The sequence below is a fragment of the Spiroplasma poulsonii genome, from assembly GCF_009866525.1.
GTDB classification, from domain to species: domain Bacteria; phylum Bacillota_I; class Bacilli_A; order Mycoplasmatales; family Mycoplasmataceae; genus Spiroplasma; species Spiroplasma poulsonii.
Window position 1 is genome coordinate 1,326,592 of record NZ_CM020866.1, and the last position, 20,344, is coordinate 1,346,935.

Here is a 20,344-nt window from a genome sequence, read left to right on the forward strand (position 1 = left end):
AAACCAAAAAGTACTATTTTTTAGTACTATTAAGAATTTTTAATTTTAACATCAATCGGATTTGTTTGACCAGTAGCATTGTTTTTACCTTCAATTTGAACTTCAACAGTTTTATCATTTGTAATATTAATTGGTCAATCTTCACCTTTACTTTCAATAAAGTAATCGAAATCACTTTCAGTTAAAGAACTATTTACTGCTTTTACCACTTTTAAAACAACATCTTTAAATTGTGGTTTTAATTGTTCTGCTGTTGTTTGTGTTGGGTCTGTAACATGAATAGTTGGTTTATCTAATTTATTAATTTTACTAATATTAATTTTTGCAACGATATGTTTAATAATTCCTTTGGATTCAACTACTGCTCCACCTAAATATAAAACTCTTTCCATAATCAAAGTATTACCCATTCCAGTACCTAACGCAGCAGCACCAACTCTTAACGGAGTATGGTCTTTTTTGCGTAAAATAAGGGTAGTAAGAAAAAAGTTGAGGTTTTATAAAAAATATAAATAAAGTAATTAAATACAAATTAAATTAATCGCTTATTAGAGCGATTTTTTTATTTGCATTATTCATCAGATAGTATCTTTAAAATTAAAAATTAACCTATTTTGCCCTACAAACTAGTTAATTTTTATAATTTCCTTTCTGTGATTTATTATATTTTTTCGGTTTAACAACTAATAATATCATTTTTAATAAAGGTACTATCTGATGAATAATGCAATCTAAAACTTAATATTTTGATGCTTAAAGATGGATAACTCATCTATGGCACGAAGCCTTAAAGAAAGTGTGAAAGCGATTGGATTTACTCTCCTATTTATTTCTTTAATTCTCGGCAAGATTAATCACTTGCGAAATGTCAGAGCGCGTGTTTTTTGGCTTGTTTTCATAAAAAGAGTGTTGTTAAACTGAAAAAAACAATATTGGACATTAAAAAAACAAGAGGGTTGGATCTCCAAAAGGTTATTTTCTTTATATAAAGTTGTCTAGGGATGGATGAAGCGTAATTAATAACTGGGTAAACTGTTTTTTTTGTTTATTTCCGTGGGGGTAAAACTCTATTAAAATATCCTACCGCCCCCGCTCACCTTCAAAGTGAAGCGGGCGGCGAAGTAATTAAATACTAAAATAAATTATTTACTAAATATCAAAATATTAACCAATAAAGGAATATTATGTTTTTTTACAGAAAGGAAAATATTTTATGAAAAAATGAAATAAAAAAATTAAAAATAAATTACAAGAATTAATGATACGAGCTTATCCAGTAACGGTAAATGATATTAATGATGAAATTTGAGCAACAAATAAAAAGAATTAAGGAGTATAGATAAATGACAGAATATAAAAGTTTGTATATTAATAAAACTTGAAATGAAATAACAACATCTTTTGAATGAGCTAATTGTCAGCCTGTTAATTGTCGTATTTCACATCATAAAAATCATTATGATTTGCAATGTTTAGAATGAGCCAAAATGTACTTAAATTTATTTAAAGACAAGTGAGATGTTATTGCTTCTTATATGCAATATTATAAAATTAACGATATTTTAGATTTAGCATCAGATGGATGAAAAATATTACAAATTGACAAAAAAATAAAACAAATAAATTAAAATATATTATTGCAATTGACCCTGCTGGAATTGGACAAACTGGTATTATTATTTATAATGTTTTGCAAAAGAAAATAATTAATAATATTACTTTTAATTCCAAAAATGAAGAAGAAGCAATAAATAATATGTATTTAATATTAAATGAGTTTAAAAATAAAATTTGTTCTTATTTAAATAAAGTTATTGTAATAATTGAAGATTATCAACTTCATAAAGGTTTAAAAATAAAAAACCCATTATCTACTCCTAAATTCATTGGTGGTTTAAAAGTTTTATGCAAATATCTATTTAATTTAAATTATGTTTTACAATCACCAGTTATTAAGAAAAATTATTTTTATAAAGGAAATATTAAAATGACAGAACACGAACACGATGCTTGGAAACATTTACAATATTTTATAACAAAAGGAGTTGATAAAAATGGCACAAGCAAAAAGTAATTTACCTAAAAAATCAATAACTAATAAACCTAAAATAAAAAATAAAAAAGTTAATAAATTAGAATTAACTGTTAGATTACATGAAAATCCGATTAAAACTAAAATTAAGGCACTGGTTGCTGGTGGTGTTGAAGTTGATGCTTGTTCGGCTAAATGTCAATGAGACGGATTAAATTACTCAACATTATCAATATATAACCCATCTATTTTAACTGAGTTTTTGAAATTAAAAAAAGATGATGAGATAAAAATTAAAGGCTCAGTATTTAATCAGTTAAATATAAAAACTAAACGCTATTTTTTATCTTTTAGAGTAGATAGTTTTGAAATTATACAAAAAGCAATTAGAAAAAGAACAAACAAAAATATTAAAAAATAAGGAGGAAAAAACATGGCATTAAAAAATGTAAAATATGTTCTTATTGATGAACATGATAAACCAATTAAAAATGAAGATGATAGTTTTGATATTAAAACGGCAGAAGTTATTTTAGAAAATTCTGAAGAAATTAATGAATTTAATACAGGTAATTTAGAGAATAGCAATCAACAAATCAACGAACTACAAACAAAAAATAATGAATTAATTTCACAATTAGAACAACAAACACTTCAATTAAAACAAATTGAAATTAATAACTTCAATAATTTTTTAACTGATAATGACGAATTTAAAAATGTCTTACTAAAATCTTATGATATTAATGATGATATTGAAGTTATTAAAGCACACTTACAAAGTGTTTATGATGAATTAATTAAGGTACAAACAGTTAATACTGGTGGCGTACCAAAAGTAGAAAACAAAGAAAACAATATTTTAGATACAGACAATGTATTTAATAAATAGAAAGAAGGAAGTAAATTATGGGACAAAACCCACAAAGAATTTTCGGAGATATTGCTAATCAAGCAACAAAAAGAGACCGAGAAACATTTGAACAATGATATTTACAAACTTATCAACAAAAATTTAGTTGAGAAGCTTTATTTGCATGAAAAGAAGCAAATAAGTTTGGTTTAACATATAAAAGAAAGAAAAATATTAAATACAATGAAGGTCTGGGAGCAAACGGTCAAGTATTTAATACTGATGATAACCTACTAAAATATTCAACAGTGGAATTTGAAGATGGAATTGTTGAATTAGATACAATTTTAACTTTTGCTCGTAAATTAGACCCCGTAGAAAGTGATTTTAATCCTAATCTTTGGGCTGCCGATATTGAGCAAGCAATGGATACTGAGGTTGCTTATAAACGCAATAAAATTTTAGAAATTATTAATAAAGGAACAGTTACAACTATTCAAGGACAAAAAGCAGATGATACAAATGCTTTACAAATCCACGATGAAATTATGGATAAAATATATGAAAACGGCTTTACCCCATCAGAAACAGTTGTATTAGGTTCGGCTGATTTTATTCGTGGAATTCGTAATAAATTACAGTTACAACTTGGAGCAAACGACCAAATAAATAGCATAATTGAAACGAGTGGAGCAATGAAAACTGTTGAAGGAACAACATACTATATGGTTCCTAAAAAATTACCAATTATTAATAAAGATGGTTCAGAAGGAACAATTGAATTATTATCAAATGGAGTTAATGCAATTGCCTTTAAATTTAGCAAAAAATATGACCCCCTTATTTTACGCAAAAAAGACCATACTCCGTTAAGAGTTGGTGCTGCTGCGTTAGGTACTGGAATGGGTAATACTTTGATTATGGAAAGAGTTTTATATTTAGGTGGAGCAGTAGTTGAATCCAAAGGAATTATTAAACATATCGTTGCAAAAATTAATATTAGTAAAATTAATAAATTAGATAAACCAACTATTCATGTTACAGACCCAACACAAACAACAGCAGAACAATTAAAACCACAATTTAAAGATGTTGTTTTAAAAGTGGTAAAAGCAGTAAATAGTTCTTTAACTGAAAGTGATTTCGATTACTTTATTGAAAGTAAAGGTGAAGATTGACCAATTAATATTACAAATGATAAAACTGTTGAAGTTCAAATTGAAGGTAAAAACAATGCTACTGGTCAAACAAATCCGATTGATGTTAAAATTAAAAATTCTTAATAGTACTAAAAAATAGTACTTTTTGGTTTAATAGATATGCCAATTGGAACATCTAAAACAGCCCTTATTTATGCTGTTAAAAAAAATCCAACTAGATTGTCAATCCAACAACAAGAAAAAAGTTTTGGTTTACAGTTATTAGAATTTTTAGGAATTCAAGTTTTAGCCCTTGGTTTATCAGTTTTAACTGGTGGTGTAGCATCTGCTATTGGTCTTGGTGCGGGATTATCTAATTTTGCCGCAGCATTTATCTCGTTTGGAGTAGAAACAGCAACCGATTTTGCTGTAAATCAAATATACGATAAATTAACATCAGAAGTGACAGTAAAAAGTACTGCCTTAAATTTGTTACCAGCAATTGGTGGTGTTGGTAAATTAACACGGGCTGCTCGCACAACTAGAATTTTAAAATTAGCCAAAGAAAATAAATTACTTGAAAAATTAGGGTTAATAACTGCTAATAATTTAGAAGATATTGTAAGCCAAGTTACGGGTAAAAAGATTTTATCTGATAAATTAATATTTGATTTTACAAAACAGGCTAATAATGAAACTTTATTATATACAATTGGAAAATTAGCACGAAATGATTTTTATAGAGGTTTTAAAGTTTCTAATTTAGAAACAATTAATAATTTATTAAAAATTGAGAAAAATATTCAAAAAATAAGTCCTAAATTAGTTCAAAAAATACCAAGCGTAAATGAAAAAAATGCTAATAAATGATTGTCTGAATATGGGTTAAATATTAATAAAATAAGCAAAATAAATACTGATGAATGATATAAAATTATGGCCAATCTTCATAAAAAAGGTGTTGGTAAAAACCTACTATTAAATGCTAATTTAATGCGGGGCAGTAAAATATTTAATAATAAATTATTAAATATTTTACATCAAATACCAATTAAATTAAATAAAATTTTAAATCATTTAAACCCAAATTTTTATATTCAAAAAGTAACTAAAAAATTATTAGCCCCAATTGAAAAACAAATAATTGCTATTAAACAAAAAGTAATTAATAAAATTACTGATAAAACTAAAAAAATATTATCTAAATTTGAAACTAAGGCTATTAAAAAAGGCCAATTATTACCTTTTGCCTATGGTTCTGATGTTTTTTTAGCAGTTAAAATTGCTCCTTTATCAGTTGCCGGTGAAGTTGCTTTAACAATATATTATAAAAATACGCAATATGCCCCTATTGTCGTTATGACAACTTTAATCAAAGCAGAACAGTTTGTTTTGGCTTCTGAACCTTTTAAATTCTATATGAACAGTGAATGGTTTATTGGCTGAGGATTTAAAAAAGCAAGTTTATTTAATTTAGTTTCTTTTGCTCCAGTTTCTTATCAACAAATCGTAAAAGATAGTTTTAAAATATATCGAACAATTGCTAAGGTATTAAAATTGCAAGAACAATTTAAAAACAATCTTACTAATAAAGATAAAATGTTAAAAACACTAGAAAACAGTGCGGTTACTAGTTTGTTGGGTGGTGGTTTAGCGTTTCAAACATACAAACAATTCAGAGCAAACCAAGATTTAAACAAAACAATTAAAACAAAAACACTATTAAGTAGTAAAAAGTTTATCTTAAATAAAATCAAATCAAAAAGAAATAAATGATAAGGAGATGGTTGAATGTTAAATGAATTATGACAAAATGTTACTTTGGAAAATTATAATAATTTTATTCCAATGACAGGTAAAATTACTCAAGTTCCTGTTCGTTATAATAAGTTCTTTAAAGGTGATGTCGAATTATGATTTAAAACTTTTGCATTAAGGGCTCAAAATATGATTAATTCTTATTTAAACTATCCTTTTACAAAATTAAAGTTTGAAACATTTAAAGACCCGTTATTGAAGAAAATATGTATTAACATGGTATTTATTACGGTTGAACACTGAATATTTAATCGTATTCCGATTGAATTCTTTACTTCAGCTGGAATGGCAAGGGTTTTTTGGACAAATTTTATGTAGAGTAAAGATTTTTATATTCAATTGGTGTTAAATAATTTAATTTGCTGTGAATTCGTACATTATTGTATCAATTAACATAGTCAAATAATTCTAATTTAAATTGTTCAATATTTTTAAATTTTCTGTTTTTAATTAATTCTGTTTTTAAAATTTTATAGGTTGATTCAGAAACAGCATTATCATAAGGACAGCCTGGTTTACTATAAGATTTTGCAACATTGTTTTTAGCTAAAAGATTGTAAATGATATTGTTATTAAATTCGCTTCCTTGATCAGTATGAAATATTTTAATATTATCTAAAGAAAAACTAAGCTTTTTAAAAGTATTTTCAACTAATTTGGCATCTTTATGAGAACTAACATCATAACCAATAACTTCACGATTAAATAAATCAATTAGAAAGCACACATAATATCATTTGCTATTGATAGCAACTTGTGTTAAATCACTGACAACAACTTCATGTAGTTTATAATTATTAAATTCTTGATTTAACAAATTATGATATTTGTATATAGCGTTTTTGTTACTTTGATGTTTATATTTAAGTTTTGTATAATTGGAAATTAAGTTATATCTTTGCATTATTTTACTAATTTTTATTCGTGATAATAAAATATTTTGTTGTGCTAACATAACTTTAATTTTTCTTGTGCCATAATTTTTACGACTTTTTAAGAAAATACTGATAACAGCATTATCAATAGTATGGTTTGATTTAGGATTATTTGATTTCAATTGATAATAAAACGTTGATCTAGGAACTTTTAGTGTTTTGCATAAATTAGTAATTGCATATTTTTCTTTGTTGTTTTTAATAATTACTATTTTTTGCCTATTATCAGTGTGGCTTGCTTTAAAATATCATTTTCCATTCGTAATTGTTTAATTTCTTTTCTTAGATGAATTAGTTCATTTTCTTCTGGGCTTCGATTATCTTTTGCTTTAAATGAACCAGAATTATTGAATTCATAAATTCATTTTCAAACTGTTGATTTACCGACCTGATAGTCACTGGACAATTGTTTTGCTGTTTTACCTGTTTTATAAAGACTAACAATTTGTTGTTTAAATTCATCGGTATAATGATTCTTTGCCATAATTACACCTCCATTTATTAATTTAATTATAATCCTTACTCCACATTATTGTTGTCCAATTTATCTTAACCCATCCAATATAACTTTAAAAAGACGAAGATATGTTAAATATGATGAAGAAAAAAATGAATATATAAACCGCTATCCTTTGGATGAAGAATTAGGTTTAAAAAAATACCAAAGAAATGAACAAAATTTAATAAATAAAATTACTTCATTTTTAGGCGATGGAAAAAGATATAAAGATATTTTAGATACTGTCGAAAACGCTAATCTTAGTGAAAGAACAATATCTAATATTTTTAAAAATGCAGATTTAGAAGAAACCGATTACATTAGTAATAAAAATAACAATAAAATTAAAATTCCAAATAATGTTTTATATATTCAAATTGATGGGGCATTTGAACCTATGTGAGAAAATAAAAAAAGAGTTGAAAATAAAATATTTCTTTCAACTATGCATGTTGGTGTTGATGAAGAAAAATCAACAAAAAACAGAAAAAAAATGAAAAAGAAAAAAGGCGTTTTTCAAATGATGAATAAAAATCATAAGAATAAAAATGATAAATCTAATATTGATAATTTTATTGATAAAATTTTTAAATCAATGGATACTTATGATATTAATGAAGATACTAAAATATTAATATTAAGTGATGGTGAAAAACAAATTAAAAAAATTTATATAGCAATAAAAGCAAAAAATAAAAAAAACACCGTATCATATAGTTTAGATAAATTTCATTTAGTAAAAAGATTTAAAGAATTATTCCCAAATCGTAAGAAAAACCAAATTCATAGATTAAAATATAAATTATCAAAAATATATTTTTTTACTGGAAATTATGAAGTATTATTAGATTTTTTAATGTGTCATTTGCCCTATGTTATTGATAATAAAAAGAAAATTTTATTAGAAACTATTGAATTAATTAAAAATAATAAAGAAGGAATTGAAAATCAAGCATTAGAATATAATATTGGTTGTCACATGGAAGGTGATATATCACACTACATTAAGGCAGTTAAGGGGCGTGGCGCGAAAATATATTGTAAAGAAACATTTATCAATATGTTAATTGCTTCAATGTTAAGACTTAATAGTAAAACAAATGAAGAAAAAATTGATAAAACTAATAAAAATAAAGAAAAAATTGAATTTAATATATTTAATTTAAATCAATCTAAAAAGCAATTTTTATCTTTATAAAAAATAAAAAACCTTTTAAAATTAGTAATAACTTTAAAAAGTATTTTTTAGTGTATCAAAATTCATAAATTTATAAATTATTTATTCAAATAAAAATTATGTTTTTAAAAAAGTTGAATTTTTTATAAATTTTGTTATCATTTAATTATAAGCGAAACTTAATTTGTTTCTAATTACTTAATTTTATTAAAAACCTCAAAATAATGTATACTACCCTTTACCACCTTATCTTTTTTATTTTCTTTTATTAATTTAATAATTTGATTAAATAAATAACCATAAAAATAATGAATTACTAAAATATATCATAATATATCAAATCATAAACCATAAATTATATAACCATTTATACCAGCATATTTCTCTTTTAATTCATCAATAGTTGAAACTGTATCTAATACACATATAAGGGTTAACAAAAAACTTATAACAAGATACAAAATTAAATCAACCCAAGAAATAAATAAACCATTTTCTTTTTGTTTCTTTTCATTTTTATTATCCATAAATTCAACTCCTAACTATATAATGTTTTTGAAACAATAAAACCTAAAATATATAAACTTGATATTGTAAGCATTAACGGATGACTAAACAAAATTGCCATTTTACCAAATAAAGAAAGTAAAAAAGTATCTGAGTTATATAAATCCATAATGATATTTTTTGCTGATGTTAATTGATTTATAATCACCGTAATAAAACCAGTACCAAAAATAGCGATTGCCGCAACCAATAAAACTAATCTAATCATTATTTATTCACTCTCCGATATCCTTGTTCTCTTGTTTTTGCTTGTTTTGCTAAACTTGATAATTGTTGTTTATTACGATTAATTTTAAACTGTTTACGCTCTTTAAAATGTTTTTGCATACCTTGTTTAGTATCTGATACTCCACGAGCAGTCGTAGAATAAATATTTGATACCCCCGTTTGTACTGTTGAACCTAATTCGTTATATTGGGTTCTTGTTCCGTGAATAGCATAAATCGATAACTTAACAACCATAAAAAAGATAATAAAATAAGCAATTGTTGTATTTGTCATTGGCAATTTAGTATTTCAAATTACATCAAAAATAAACAAAAATACATCAAAAATAAAACTAAAAATTTTATCTCAATTACTACTTTCTGATAATAAATTAATCATCTTTACCACTTCCTTTTTCTTTTTTAGGTTTTAAATTCTTTTTCAAAATATCAATATCAAACAATGTTAAACGCTCTTTAACACTTAATTTAGTAATTTCTGACCAATAATATTCTTTTTTATTAACTATTTCATCATTTTTTAAATCACGAACAAACTTTAATCATTGACTATCATATTTCTGTGCAAATTCTAACGGAATAATTATCTTAAAAAACCTGATTCCTAAACCAACATCAGATTTATGTTTTGCTCGTTTACCTTCTGCTGTTCGTTCTACTGATTTTGTCTTTCAAATTTCATAATCCGTAATATCTTGAAAAATACCAATTCGCATAATAAAGAAACGATTAAAAAAATTAAATCCTTTTTTAACAATGGGTTTTTTCAATGAAATTGGAATAATAATACCACTTGCTAATTGCCGAATATTGTTCCAAATCATACCCTCACGCTGAGCAGTAAACAAAGCACGATTACCAAAATGTCTTGCTAAAACAATTCACGGAATCTTACCACTATGAACTTTTTTCTCATCGTGGGGACTAGTTCCATCAATATATAAATAACTTTCATCAAATAAAATAACACTATCATCAGGAGGAACCGGTTTTGTTCTATCTGTAAAATCTAAATTTTTAAATGTTAAAACCTTAACTTTATCATCTTCTAACGGATAATTACTATAAATCTTATCTGTTAATAATTTCATAGTTTGTGATAAATAAGTTAAAAGTAAAGTTTTACCCGTTCCTAACTTACCAATAATTACCGATAACGGATTATCTCAAACAAAATTAACTAACCGAAAAGCATTCAACTGATAAAATATGTTTTTTCATACTCATCAAACAAAATAAACACATTGTAAAGCAAATAATAATCAAAATATTAAACCAGTATAATTTAATGAAATTATCCAAAGTAATAAATCAATTAAACTAAACAAAATCATTGAACAACTAATATAACAATAATTTTTTAAGAAAAATATGAACTTTTTCATTTTACCTCCAATAGTTATTTATAATTAAACTAGTATTATTATGGTTTTCTCTCCCCACAAATCAAAAAAGAAAGTGATAAAAATTAAGAAAATTTTAAAAATAATTTCAATATTATTGCCTATTATTGGAATTATAAACTTTTTAATCAATCCTATCGAGAAATTAATTACTACAATTAATTTTGTAAAATGAATATTTAAAAATATTAGTCAAATAAATGCAAAAGAAATATTTTTTACAACATTATTTATATTAATAATTATTGCATTCATAATAAAAATATATATTATATTCAAAAAAAGATTTTAAAATTTTGTGGGGAGAGAAAACCATAATAATAACAAAATTTAATTATTTAAAACAACTAACTATTTTAAAAACCATTCACAATAAAAACCACGTTAAAAATAAAATTACAATTCAAATACCAATCATAAGAGTTAAATATTCATTTTGTGTTAAATTTCAAGTTGTAATACTTTCAACGTTAAATTTGTCAATAAACAAAAATATATGAATAAAAAACTCTTTTAATTTTTCTCAATCATTTTGCATTTTTAAAAACTCCACATTTTTTGAATAAGTTTAAAAAATATTCCAAAAAATAAAACAATAAATAATACAAAAGATATAACATATAAAAATTCAGGGGCATTTGAACCAATAATATAACTAACAAATTGAACTCAATAGTCATATAAACTCATTTAATTTAAACTTTCTAGGTCTTTAATTAATTGTTGTTCTTTTTCATCACTTCAATTTGTTAAATTATTGTTAGTCGTTTTTACTTTTTTAGGTTCATTTTGAAATAAAGCTTTTTTCATTTGTGTAAAATAATTTTGTTTATATTGATTGTATAAATTTATTAATTCTGTTCCAGTTAAATACTTTCATACATGACGTTTTAAATTTTCATCATATTTTACAATAGGATAAGAATTATCATAAATCAAACCGATTGCTACTTGTTCTGAGTGTTTTTCACTCGGATAAATAAACTTATTACTCAATCAAAAACCAATATGGCGATTATGATTAGGTAAATTTATAAAACTTGCTTTTTCTGTTTCAAAAACTATCAATTCTTTACGAATAAAATAATTTTCTACATTTTGATTTTTCTTAACAAAATTACTCAATTTTATCAACTCCTTAATAAACATTGTTTCTAATTAACAATGTTATAAATATTGTTAAATATTGCTTATCTATTGTTAAATAAACACTGTTAATAAACATTGTTAAATATAAAAATGATAAAAATTGGCACACTGAAAAATACTATTAAGTTTAAAATAATAGTTATATAAAATAATAAATTAATAAAATATAAATAAACTAGTGTGCCTTAACTAATACAAATAATTAGTTATAATAAATATTAAAATCCTTTAACCATAACACGGAAAAAGTTTAAAATCTTAATGATAACAAAAATACCAAATGGAATTAAAATAATTCACGCATCACCTAAAAAGGTCATTAATTGTGGTAATACAGCATAAATTGCTTCTTTAACTTTCATCATTGCTTGTCCTAATCCACTTCAAATAGAACCCATTCCATCTGAAATAGTAGGCGTATCTGCTGCTAAAAAATTAACCGCTGTTGTTAAATACATACCTAACATTATTTTTTATCCTCCTTACTTTCAATTTCTTTTTTATCTTTTTTCTTTCCTCGAATTTGACGAATTTTTTGATAAATCGATAAACCAATTCAAGCAAAAATACCTAATATAATAACAACACTAAATATTGTCGTTAATCAACCTGGCATAATATATCTCCTTTCAATAAATTAAAAAATTGAAATTTGCAAACTCGCTCCGCTCGTTGTCGCTTTGCTCCATTAAAAAACATTATTGAATAAATTATCCGCTAATAAATTACGCGGAATTTGGTCGTATAAATTATTTTGGGGTCTTAAATTAATATCTTAGAAATTGTGGAATAATATACCACTTACTTATTTAGATTGTATTACTTTTAATTTTATTGTCAATATATTTTTCTATTTTTTTAAATTTTTCCACAAAAAAAATACATTTTTATTAAAGTTATTTAATTTCTTAGATAAAACTAATAAAAATATAAGTTTTTTTGTAAATTATTATTTACAAAATTATTAACTGAATAATTAAATTTATTTTCTTCTAACAATTGTTCATTAGTATTAAATAAATTAATTTTATTTTTTAATCCCATCATACTAGCATTTAATTTATTTCTAATAGTTTTTTCACTATAAATAGCTTTTTTAATTATAGTGCCTTTTCAATAATGAGAAATATCACCTTCAATATCACAACCAATATTATTCCATAGTGTTTGGTTTTCAATTCCTTCTTTATTATTTTTAATTAATCTAATAGTTTTATTCAAAAAAATTAATTTAGCATCGCTTATAAAAGATTTACTATCTTCTAAACACTGTAATAATCCCTCATATTTACCATTATAAAAATTATCAACTGCTTTATGATATATTTCTCTATTTTCTTTGTTTTTACTTTGATATGGATATAGTTTTTTAAATCTACTTGTAAGATGAAATTTATCTATTGTATAGTGAATTTTATTTTTAGGAAAATATTGACGCATAAAATTTTTAGTATTTTTAATCCATAATGCACCATCACCTAAAATCATAATTTCAATATTAGGTGTCAATTTGAAATGAGTTTCAATTAAAGTAAATAATTTTATAAGAACTGGTTTTAAATTTGCTTCTTTTTTAAGATAATCTGGAATATTATCCATTTCAAAAACACCTAATTTATTTGCGATTACAGGTCTTTTTACAGTATATTTTTCTTCATCATACCCAGTATGTACAGTACATGCTATCGTATGTTTTTTTATCTTTTTTCTTCCTTGCTTTGTTGAATCTAACATTTTCAAATAAGTCCCATCCATTTGAATATATAAAGTGTGTGGAATATCTATTTTTTTATTACTTTTATTAAAGTAATATTCTTCGTCAGTTTTTGCATTTTTCATAATATTAGATACTGTCATTAAACTAATTTTTACATGCTCCATAGTATCTATGGATGGGTTAAGATAAATTGGACAACAATAATGTGGAGTAAGGATTATAATTAAATTAATAAATGGAGGTGTAATTATGGCAAAGAATCATTATACCGATGAATTTAAACAACAAATTGTTAGTCTTTATAAAACAGGTAAAACAGCAAAACAATTGTCCAGTGACTATCAGGTCGGTAAATCAACAGTTTGAAAATGAATTTATGAATTCAATAATTCTGGTTCATTTAAAGCAAAAGATAATCGAAGCCCAGAAGAAAATGAACTAATTCATCTAAGAAAAGAAATTAAACAATTACGAATGGAAAATGATATTTTAAAGCAAGCCACACTGATAATAGGCAAAAAATAGTAATTATTAAAAACAACAAAGAAAAATATGCAATTACTAATTTATGCAAAACACTAAAAGTTCCTAGATCAACGTTTTATTATCAATTGAAATCAAATAATCCTAAATCAAACCATACTATTGATAATGCTGTTATCAGTATTTTCTTAAAAAGTCGTAAAAATTATGGCACAAGAAAAATTAAAGTTATGTTAGCACAACAAAATATTTTATTATCACGAATAAAAATTAGTAAAATAATGGTCGTATAAATTATTTTGGGGTCTTAAATTAATATCTTAGAAATTGTGGAATAATATACCACTTACTTATTTAGATTGTATTACTTTTAATTTTATTGTCAATATATTTTTCTATTTTTTTAAATTTTTCCACAAAAAAAATACATTTTTATTAAAGTTATTTAATTTCTTAGATAAAACTAATAAAAATATAAGTTTTTTTGTAAATTATTATTTACAAAATTATTAACTGAATAATTAAATTTATTTTCTTCTAACAATTGTTCATTAGTATTAAATAAATTAATTTTATTTTTTAATCCCATCATACTAGCATTTAATTTATTTCTAATAGTTTTTTCACTATAAATAGCTTTTTTAATTATAGTGCCTTTTCAATAATGAGAAATATCACCTTCAATATCACAACCAATATTATTCCATAGTGTTTGGTTTTCAATTCCTTCTTTATTATTTTTAATTAATCTAATAGTTTTATTCAAAAAAATTAATTTAGCATCGCTTATAAAAGATTTACTATCTTCTAAACACTGTAATAATCCCTCATATTTACCATTATAAAAATTATCAACTGCTTTATGATATATTTCTCTATTTTCTTTGTTTTTACTTTGATATGGATATAGTTTTTTAAATCTACTTGTAAGATGAAATTTATCTATTGTATAGTGAATTTTATTTTTAGGAAAATATTGACGCATAAAATTTTTAGTATTTTTAATCCATAATGCACCATCACCTAAAATCATAATTTCAATATTAGGTGTCAATTTGAAATGAGTTTCAATTAAAGTAAATAATTTTATAAGAACTGGTTTTAAATTTGCTTCTTTTTTAAGATAATCTGGAATATTATCCATTTCAAAAACACCTAATTTATTTGCGATTACAGGTCTTTTTACAGTATATTTTTCTTCATCATACCCAGTATGTACAGTACATGCTATCGTATGTTTTTTTATCTTTTTTCTTCCTTGCTTTGTTGAATCTAACATTTTCAAATAAGTCCCATCCATTTGAATATATAAAGTGTGTGGAATATCTATTTTTTTATTACTTTTATTAAAGTAATATTCTTCGTCAGTTTTTGCATTTTTCATAATATTAGATACTGTCATTAAACTAATTTTTACATGCTCCATAGTATCTAAAATATCTTTATATCTTTTGTTCTCAGTAATAAATGATAATATTTTTTCTTTAACAGAATTATCTATTCTTTGTCATTTTTCAATTCCTAAAAGTTTATCCAAAGGAAAAATATATTCTTCTTTACCTGTTTCTGGATTAATTTTATAATATCTTCTTCTTTTAAAAGTTATTTTTCCATTTAAAATTACTAATGTTCTTTCAATTTTATCTTTTACTTTATAATATTTAAATTCTTTTAAAGTTTTATCAATTTTGTAATTTTTAAAAATTCATTCATCATAATCTTCTGAACTTTGTTGAATAATTTCAATACTCTGTATATATAATAAATTAATAAAATTATTAAAAAAATTGTTATCAACATTCATCATTTTTTACCCTCTTTCCTTAGTTCTACACATTAACACAAAAATAATAAAAATGCAAAAAAAGATATTATTTTTTATTTATTATGTTATAATTTAAGTGTTAATTATTAGCAAATTAATTTAACTGAAAAAAGTAAAGTAATTTACTTTTTTTTATTTTGATGTAAAATATAGATAATAAAAAAAAAGAACCCTGTTAAGTTCTTCTGTACATGTTTTTCTCTACTTATATTTAACCATATAAAAGGAGTAAAAATGAAAGAATTTAATCCAAAAACAGCAAGTTTGGCGACTTTTTATCGTAAAATAGAGCAATTTTGAGAAAATAAATCACCTAATAAACCATATACTTTGAATGATTTAACCAATGAATTCAATCTTTCTCGCAAGTGAAGATATGATACTTATGCGAGCGAAAAGATAGTTCCTTTGCTTGAAAAACAAGTTGATAGAATTGAAAGTGAAATAATTAATTTTATGATGAAATCACCTGATGGTGCTAAATTATATTGACAACGAGCATTTAATTATAAATATTCACTGCAAGAAAAACAGTTAGAACAAGAATTAAACTTAAATAATCAACAGCCAATAATTGTTAATTTACAAACGGATATTAGAGATATTAAAAAAGAAAGTGATAATAATGCTTAATCATTTTACTTATTTGTTAGAAACACCTTATTGGTTATTACAAAATAGTAATGTTGGTAATAAATATCCCTTTGCAAAGAAATATGAGTTAGTTAATGAAATTAATCAAATTGGGACACGATATAGTGGTAAGACTATTTCAAATATTAAAATGTTTGGTGAATTATTAAAAATTAGTTTATTGATTAAAGAACCAATTTGTATCATTGCTAGTATGTATTGGAGTAAAGATTTAAAAGATAGTGTATTTCAAAATATATGAAATATGTTAGATGAAAATAATATTCCTTATACTATTAATTTATCTAATTTTACTTTTACTTTATCAAATGGGAGCAAAATATATTGTAAAGGTTTACATTCACCAAGTCGGAAAGAAAAATTAAAAGCTTTTGCTGATTTGAATAAATATAAATTAGTTATTGATTGAAGAGAAGAATGTGACCAATTTCAACAAAAAGATTTAAGTGATTTAGAGTTTGCTATTCGTGGTTATCAAAATAAAATAACAATTAATACATGTAATCCTGAGAGTTTAAAAAGATATATTGTTGGTTATTGTAATGAATTAATGCCTTTTGATGAACAAATAATGCGTAGTAAATATGAACAAATTAAATATATTGAAAAATGAAATATGAAGATTATTATTCATTATTCTAGTTGAAGACTTAATTACGAATTACCACAAGATAAAGTTAATGAACAATTAAGATTAGAACAATTAGATATTGAAAGAGCAAGAGTATGAAGTTGAGGATTGCCCGGTAATACTAGTGGTTCAATCTTTGCAAGATATATTGATATTATGCAAGCAACAGATATTATTCAACCAACGAAATTATTAGGTGGTGTTGATTTAGCAAACTCTACTAGTCCCAAAGGACATACAACAGCAGCGAGTTTTTGAATATATAATTCATTTGATAAAAAAGCATATAAAGTAGCAGAATATACACACTCAAATGCTACTCAACAATTTAAAGGACCATTAGAACAAGTAAAAGATATTTTAGAATTTTACAACAATCAATTAAATCAATATTTTCATTTAATTCAGCAAGGTATATCAATTAATGTTGATGATAGTGCCTATGCAACATTAGAAAGTTTAAATAGAGAAAAATATAATTATACTTTTGGTCAATACATGAATTTTAAACCAGCACAAAAGCAGAAGTTTAAAATAAAGCATCGTATTGAGGCAATTACAATGTTAATTAATACTAATCAATTAAAATGATTATGAGAAAAATGTCCTGTAAGTAAAACCCAATATGAATTAATTCAATGAGAAGATAAACCAGATGCCAGAGAAGAACGAATGTTAGATTTATATGATGATACATTTGATAGTGATTTTTATGCTTTACACTTTGAATTAGTACCAATGGTTAAACATAATAGTTCAGCAGATTATAAATTATGACAACAAAGGGAGTGATTAACTTAATGAAAAAAGATATTTATGTAATACATGATGAGCGTGTAATAAATGCAAAAAGACCTTATATGTCTGTTTGTGGACAAGTTAAAAAAAGACTTTGTAAAGAATTAAAAAAAGATAATATCGCAATATGTAAATTAAATTTATATAACGAATATATTAAGAAATATCAAAAAGTTAAAGTATGTGTACAAGTTTTAGCAAATGAACCAAATTTATTAACAGTAAATATTATTAATTATGCACTTATTTTAAAATTAAAGGAGAAAAATAATAATGAATAATACTTTCCCTAGTTTACCAAATTTAAATGATATTAATAGTGTTTTAAAATTTTATAATTATGATTGAACTATTAATTTAGCAAATATTATTGCTCGTCATCAAATGCGATTAGTAAATGGTAAAGATATTTTATTTAAATCTCATCGTAAAGACATTTTAGAAAAATTAAACTGATGATATGAAACTTATAAAATAAAAGAAAAATTAGATAAAAATGAATTAACAGCAAGTTTAATGGGTAAAACAATCTTTGGTTTATTAGAGACTAATGACGGCAATATTGATTTATGAATTAACCCTTTTAACTTTACATCACGAGTAAGTAAAATAAATGAAATTGAACAAGGTGCTGATATTTGATTAAATTATCATCAAAGTGATAGTGGATTTATATTAAATTTAATTTGTACCAAAGATAAAATAGTTATTAAAGGTTGACCAAAAAATAATGAAGTAGTTGTTGGACAAAGTAAAACACAAATTAAAGATGATGTTAGACCTGTTTTAGTACAAGAATTTAAAACAAATTAGGTATTGTCCCTTTTTGAGAAATGATTAATGAACCTAATCCATTATTTTTATCAACTTCAACAACATTAAACCCTTGACCTACTATGACAAATTGTTATAAATTACAATTTGATTTAGAAGATAGTTTTAATATTAAATCAAAAGAAAGATGAGCAAATCGTACGCATTGATATGGAATATTAGATGATGATTTAATGACTGCTTATAACAAAGGCAATAAAAAAGTATTGCAAGATGTATTTGATGATATTTTTATTCAATCAGGTCAATCAGCCGTAGATGGTCAATTATCACAATCTTTACAAGTGGTACAAGGTACACCAACCTTAGAAACATATACCGAAGACCAAAAATCAATTATTGAACAAGTATACTTAGTATGTCATTTTTCTAGTCCTTTTGGTGATAAATCAGATAATGACCAAAATAAAACACAATCTTTATTAACTAAAACCAAAGATTTAGAAAAACAAGCATATTTACAAGCATATCGTAAACAATATTATACAAAGATGTTTGATACTGTTTTAAAATATTATGGTTTATGAGATGGTGTTGGTGAACGACCTTATGGTTTTGATTTTGTTAGTGCTAGTTTAGTTGACCAAATGCGACAAAATGAATTAATTACTGCTAGATTAGATAATGGCACAATGGAACCAATAAGAGCAATTACTGAATATGATAATATTGATGAATTAGAAGCAAACAAATATTTTGAAAAAATAGAAAAATGACAAGATAAAATGCAAACCAAAGAAATTGAACATAATAATAAATTACTAGAATATGATGAAACTGGTAATAATCAAAATGCCTTACAAGGTAGAACAGAAATTAAGGAGAATTAACAAATGAGTAGAATTAATCCCGGAGTTATCGAAGAATTAAGAAGACAAGCCCACGATACTTTAATAGATATCAGAGAAAACATAAAAGACAATCGTCATTGAATGGTATTTCCTTTTAATGTTTATAGTTCATATATCCCTGATACTGAAACAGGATGAAAACCTAATAATGCAAAACCAAGTGATTATGGTAGTTATTCACGCATATTTGATAATATGGAAAGTACTATTGCTCAATGACAAAATAGTTTAAAAATAGTACAAAAATATAAAGGTGAAGAAATTAATATATTAACGATTGATGATTTTAATAAACAGCCAATTAATTCAACTATATGAGCCAATAATGAAACACCTTTTGCTATAAAATTAAAAGATGAAAATAATAATGTTTATTGAAAATTAATTGATGGTGAAAATATTTATGATATTAATAGAATGCTAGAATACTTAAAGCAATATAAATTAAGTTATTTTATGAATAATGATAATAAAGCAGATAATTTTTATACTAAAGAAGTTAAGGTTGGGAAATATTGAGATGCTTATATGATTGATGATAGAAGTTCAATTCAATTTGGTGAAGCTAATTTGAACAAGTATTTACTCAACAATCAACTGAAAGACAATATACTTTATTAATTTTAGATGAAGATGTCAATAAATTAAATATTAATGATTATTATAATTTTTATACTGTATTTAATGACCGTGGTTTAAATATTGGTGGGGGTAATATTAATTCTGCACCACAAGATAGACAATGATTATAT

The 20,344-nt window shown here is 23.9% G+C and carries 29 protein-coding genes; 16 read left to right on the forward strand and 13 right to left on the reverse strand.

Annotated elements, in window-relative coordinates; genetic code table 4:
• Positions 1 to 29 precede the first annotated feature (29 nt).
• Positions 30 to 392 carry a hypothetical protein gene (locus MSROBK_RS07485; protein ID WP_146182485.1) on the reverse strand — a complete coding sequence of 121 codons (363 nt, stop codon included), beginning with the start codon at positions 390 to 392 and terminating at the stop codon, positions 30 to 32.
• A gap of 951 nt (positions 393 to 1,343) precedes the next feature.
• Between MSROBK_RS07485 and MSROBK_RS07490 the strand changes: the two genes are divergently transcribed.
• The 7 genes from MSROBK_RS07490 to MSROBK_RS07520 are packed head-to-tail and all read left to right on the forward strand — an operon-like array spanning position 1,344 to position 6,160.
• The gene (locus tag MSROBK_RS07490; RefSeq protein WP_040092454.1) at positions 1,344 to 1,628 is read left to right on the forward strand and encodes a hypothetical protein; all 285 of its coding nucleotides are present in this window, start codon (positions 1,344 to 1,346) and stop codon (positions 1,626 to 1,628) included.
• The gene (locus MSROBK_RS07495) at positions 1,583 to 2,074 is read left to right on the forward strand and encodes a hypothetical protein (protein ID WP_040092455.1); all 492 of its coding nucleotides are present in this window, start codon (positions 1,583 to 1,585) and stop codon (positions 2,072 to 2,074) included. Before MSROBK_RS07490 ends, MSROBK_RS07495 begins: the two co-directional genes overlap by 46 nt.
• Positions 2,055 to 2,453 (forward strand): hypothetical protein, encoded by a 399-nt coding sequence (locus MSROBK_RS07500; RefSeq protein ID WP_040092456.1) that lies wholly within the window; start codon positions 2,055 to 2,057, stop codon positions 2,451 to 2,453. The genes MSROBK_RS07495 and MSROBK_RS07500 overlap by 20 nt, the downstream gene beginning before the upstream one ends.
• 12 nt (positions 2,454 to 2,465) lie before the next feature.
• On the forward strand, positions 2,466 to 2,924 hold the full coding sequence (locus MSROBK_RS07505) for a hypothetical protein (RefSeq protein WP_105628970.1): 459 nt from the start codon (positions 2,466 to 2,468) through the stop codon (positions 2,922 to 2,924).
• A gap of 17 nt (positions 2,925 to 2,941) precedes the next feature.
• Entirely contained in the window at positions 2,942 to 4,168 is a 1,227-nt protein-coding gene (locus tag MSROBK_RS07510; protein ID WP_105628971.1) for a hypothetical protein, read from the forward strand.
• A 36-nt stretch (positions 4,169 to 4,204) separates the two neighbouring features.
• On the forward strand, positions 4,205 to 5,803 hold the full coding sequence (locus MSROBK_RS07515) for a hypothetical protein (protein WP_105628972.1): 1,599 nt from the start codon (positions 4,205 to 4,207) through the stop codon (positions 5,801 to 5,803).
• Between the two features lie 12 nt (positions 5,804 to 5,815).
• Entirely contained in the window at positions 5,816 to 6,160 is a 345-nt protein-coding gene (locus MSROBK_RS07520; protein ID WP_105628973.1) for a hypothetical protein, read from the forward strand.
• Here the strand turns inward: MSROBK_RS07520 and MSROBK_RS07525 are convergent.
• Both MSROBK_RS07525 and MSROBK_RS07530 read right to left on the reverse strand, forming a co-directional pair.
• Positions 6,153 to 7,043, reverse strand: a complete 891-nt coding sequence (locus tag MSROBK_RS07525; protein WP_206780832.1) for an IS3 family transposase — start codon at positions 7,041 to 7,043, stop codon at positions 6,153 to 6,155. The two genes, MSROBK_RS07520 and MSROBK_RS07525, sit on opposite strands and share 8 nt — an antisense overlap.
• On the reverse strand, positions 6,986 to 7,261 hold the full coding sequence (locus tag MSROBK_RS07530) for an IS3 family transposase (protein ID WP_040092565.1): 276 nt from the start codon (positions 7,259 to 7,261) through the stop codon (positions 6,986 to 6,988). The genes MSROBK_RS07525 and MSROBK_RS07530 overlap by 58 nt, the downstream gene beginning before the upstream one ends.
• Before the next feature lie 85 nt (positions 7,262 to 7,346).
• Here MSROBK_RS07530 and MSROBK_RS07535 point away from each other — a divergent pair, with 85 nt between their 5' ends.
• Positions 7,347 to 8,474 carry an Mbov_0401 family ICE element transposase-like protein gene (locus tag MSROBK_RS07535; RefSeq protein ID WP_369123225.1) on the forward strand — a complete coding sequence of 376 codons (1,128 nt, stop codon included), beginning with the start codon at positions 7,347 to 7,349 and terminating at the stop codon, positions 8,472 to 8,474.
• A 173-nt stretch (positions 8,475 to 8,647) separates the two neighbouring features.
• Here MSROBK_RS07535 and MSROBK_RS07540 read toward each other — a convergent pair whose 3' ends face one another.
• From MSROBK_RS07540 to MSROBK_RS07580, 9 genes are all read right to left on the reverse strand, one after another.
• Positions 8,648 to 8,980, reverse strand: coding sequence for a hypothetical protein (locus MSROBK_RS07540; RefSeq protein WP_105628975.1), 333 nt, complete (start codon positions 8,978 to 8,980; stop codon positions 8,648 to 8,650).
• Positions 8,981 to 8,991: 11 nt separating this feature from the next.
• Positions 8,992 to 9,228: a hypothetical protein gene (locus MSROBK_RS07545; protein ID WP_040092604.1), complete on the reverse strand. Its 237-nt coding sequence runs from the start codon at positions 9,226 to 9,228 to the stop codon at positions 8,992 to 8,994.
• The gene (locus MSROBK_RS07550; RefSeq protein WP_040092985.1) at positions 9,228 to 9,626 is read right to left on the reverse strand and encodes a hypothetical protein; all 399 of its coding nucleotides are present in this window, start codon (positions 9,624 to 9,626) and stop codon (positions 9,228 to 9,230) included. Before MSROBK_RS07550 ends, MSROBK_RS07545 begins: the two co-directional genes overlap by 1 nt.
• The gene (locus tag MSROBK_RS07555; RefSeq protein ID WP_040092608.1) at positions 9,619 to 10,632 is read right to left on the reverse strand and encodes a hypothetical protein; all 1,014 of its coding nucleotides are present in this window, start codon (positions 10,630 to 10,632) and stop codon (positions 9,619 to 9,621) included. The genes MSROBK_RS07550 and MSROBK_RS07555 overlap by 8 nt, the downstream gene beginning before the upstream one ends.
• A gap of 352 nt (positions 10,633 to 10,984) precedes the next feature.
• Positions 10,985 to 11,188, reverse strand: a complete 204-nt coding sequence (locus tag MSROBK_RS07560; RefSeq protein ID WP_040092609.1) for a DUF2649 family protein — start codon at positions 11,186 to 11,188, stop codon at positions 10,985 to 10,987.
• Positions 11,189 to 11,340: 152 nt separating this feature from the next.
• Positions 11,341 to 11,775 (reverse strand): DUF3627 domain-containing protein, encoded by a 435-nt coding sequence (locus tag MSROBK_RS07565; RefSeq protein ID WP_040092610.1) that lies wholly within the window; start codon positions 11,773 to 11,775, stop codon positions 11,341 to 11,343.
• Between the two features lie 242 nt (positions 11,776 to 12,017).
• A complete protein-coding gene (locus MSROBK_RS07570; RefSeq protein ID WP_040092611.1) occupies positions 12,018 to 12,266 on the reverse strand; it encodes a hypothetical protein in 249 nt (82 codons plus the stop codon).
• Positions 12,266 to 12,415: a hypothetical protein gene (locus MSROBK_RS07575; RefSeq protein WP_084217950.1), complete on the reverse strand. Its 150-nt coding sequence runs from the start codon at positions 12,413 to 12,415 to the stop codon at positions 12,266 to 12,268. Before MSROBK_RS07575 ends, MSROBK_RS07570 begins: the two co-directional genes overlap by 1 nt.
• A gap of 302 nt (positions 12,416 to 12,717) precedes the next feature.
• A complete protein-coding gene (locus MSROBK_RS07580; protein WP_084217978.1) occupies positions 12,718 to 13,680 on the reverse strand; it encodes an Mbov_0401 family ICE element transposase-like protein in 963 nt (320 codons plus the stop codon).
• An 85-nt stretch (positions 13,681 to 13,765) separates the two neighbouring features.
• Here MSROBK_RS07580 and MSROBK_RS07585 point away from each other — a divergent pair, with 85 nt between their 5' ends.
• Both MSROBK_RS07585 and MSROBK_RS07590 read left to right on the forward strand, forming a co-directional pair.
• The gene (locus MSROBK_RS07585) at positions 13,766 to 14,041 is read left to right on the forward strand and encodes an IS3 family transposase (protein ID WP_040092565.1); all 276 of its coding nucleotides are present in this window, start codon (positions 13,766 to 13,768) and stop codon (positions 14,039 to 14,041) included.
• Between the two features lie 86 nt (positions 14,042 to 14,127).
• Complete coding sequence (locus MSROBK_RS07590) at positions 14,128 to 14,292, forward strand: IS3 family transposase (RefSeq protein WP_133165067.1); 165 nt, start codon at positions 14,128 to 14,130, stop codon at positions 14,290 to 14,292.
• 170 nt (positions 14,293 to 14,462) lie between these two features.
• Here the strand turns inward: MSROBK_RS07590 and MSROBK_RS07595 are convergent, their stop codons facing one another.
• Positions 14,463 to 15,806 (reverse strand): Mbov_0401 family ICE element transposase-like protein, encoded by a 1,344-nt coding sequence (locus MSROBK_RS07595; RefSeq protein ID WP_084217997.1) that lies wholly within the window; start codon positions 15,804 to 15,806, stop codon positions 14,463 to 14,465.
• A gap of 252 nt (positions 15,807 to 16,058) precedes the next feature.
• On the opposite strand from MSROBK_RS07595, the gene MSROBK_RS07600 reads away from it, so the two are divergent.
• The 6 genes from MSROBK_RS07600 to MSROBK_RS07625 are packed head-to-tail and all read left to right on the forward strand — an operon-like array spanning position 16,059 to position 20,213.
• On the forward strand, positions 16,059 to 16,457 hold the full coding sequence (locus MSROBK_RS07600) for a hypothetical protein (RefSeq protein WP_040092461.1): 399 nt from the start codon (positions 16,059 to 16,061) through the stop codon (positions 16,455 to 16,457).
• Entirely contained in the window at positions 16,450 to 17,910 is a 1,461-nt protein-coding gene (locus MSROBK_RS07605) for a PBSX family phage terminase large subunit (protein WP_040092574.1), read from the forward strand. The genes MSROBK_RS07600 and MSROBK_RS07605 overlap by 8 nt, the downstream gene beginning before the upstream one ends.
• A complete protein-coding gene (locus MSROBK_RS07610; protein WP_040092467.1) occupies positions 17,910 to 18,188 on the forward strand; it encodes a hypothetical protein in 279 nt (92 codons plus the stop codon). Before MSROBK_RS07605 ends, MSROBK_RS07610 begins: the two co-directional genes overlap by 1 nt.
• Positions 18,181 to 18,720, forward strand: a complete 540-nt coding sequence (locus MSROBK_RS07615; protein ID WP_159373240.1) for a hypothetical protein — start codon at positions 18,181 to 18,183, stop codon at positions 18,718 to 18,720. Before MSROBK_RS07610 ends, MSROBK_RS07615 begins: the two co-directional genes overlap by 8 nt.
• Before the next feature lie 20 nt (positions 18,721 to 18,740).
• Positions 18,741 to 19,571, forward strand: coding sequence for a hypothetical protein (locus MSROBK_RS07620; RefSeq protein WP_159373241.1), 831 nt, complete (start codon positions 18,741 to 18,743; stop codon positions 19,569 to 19,571).
• A gap of 3 nt (positions 19,572 to 19,574) precedes the next feature.
• Complete coding sequence (locus tag MSROBK_RS07625; protein WP_159373242.1) at positions 19,575 to 20,213, forward strand: hypothetical protein; 639 nt, start codon at positions 19,575 to 19,577, stop codon at positions 20,211 to 20,213.
• The last annotated feature ends 131 nt before the right edge of the window (positions 20,214 to 20,344 follow it).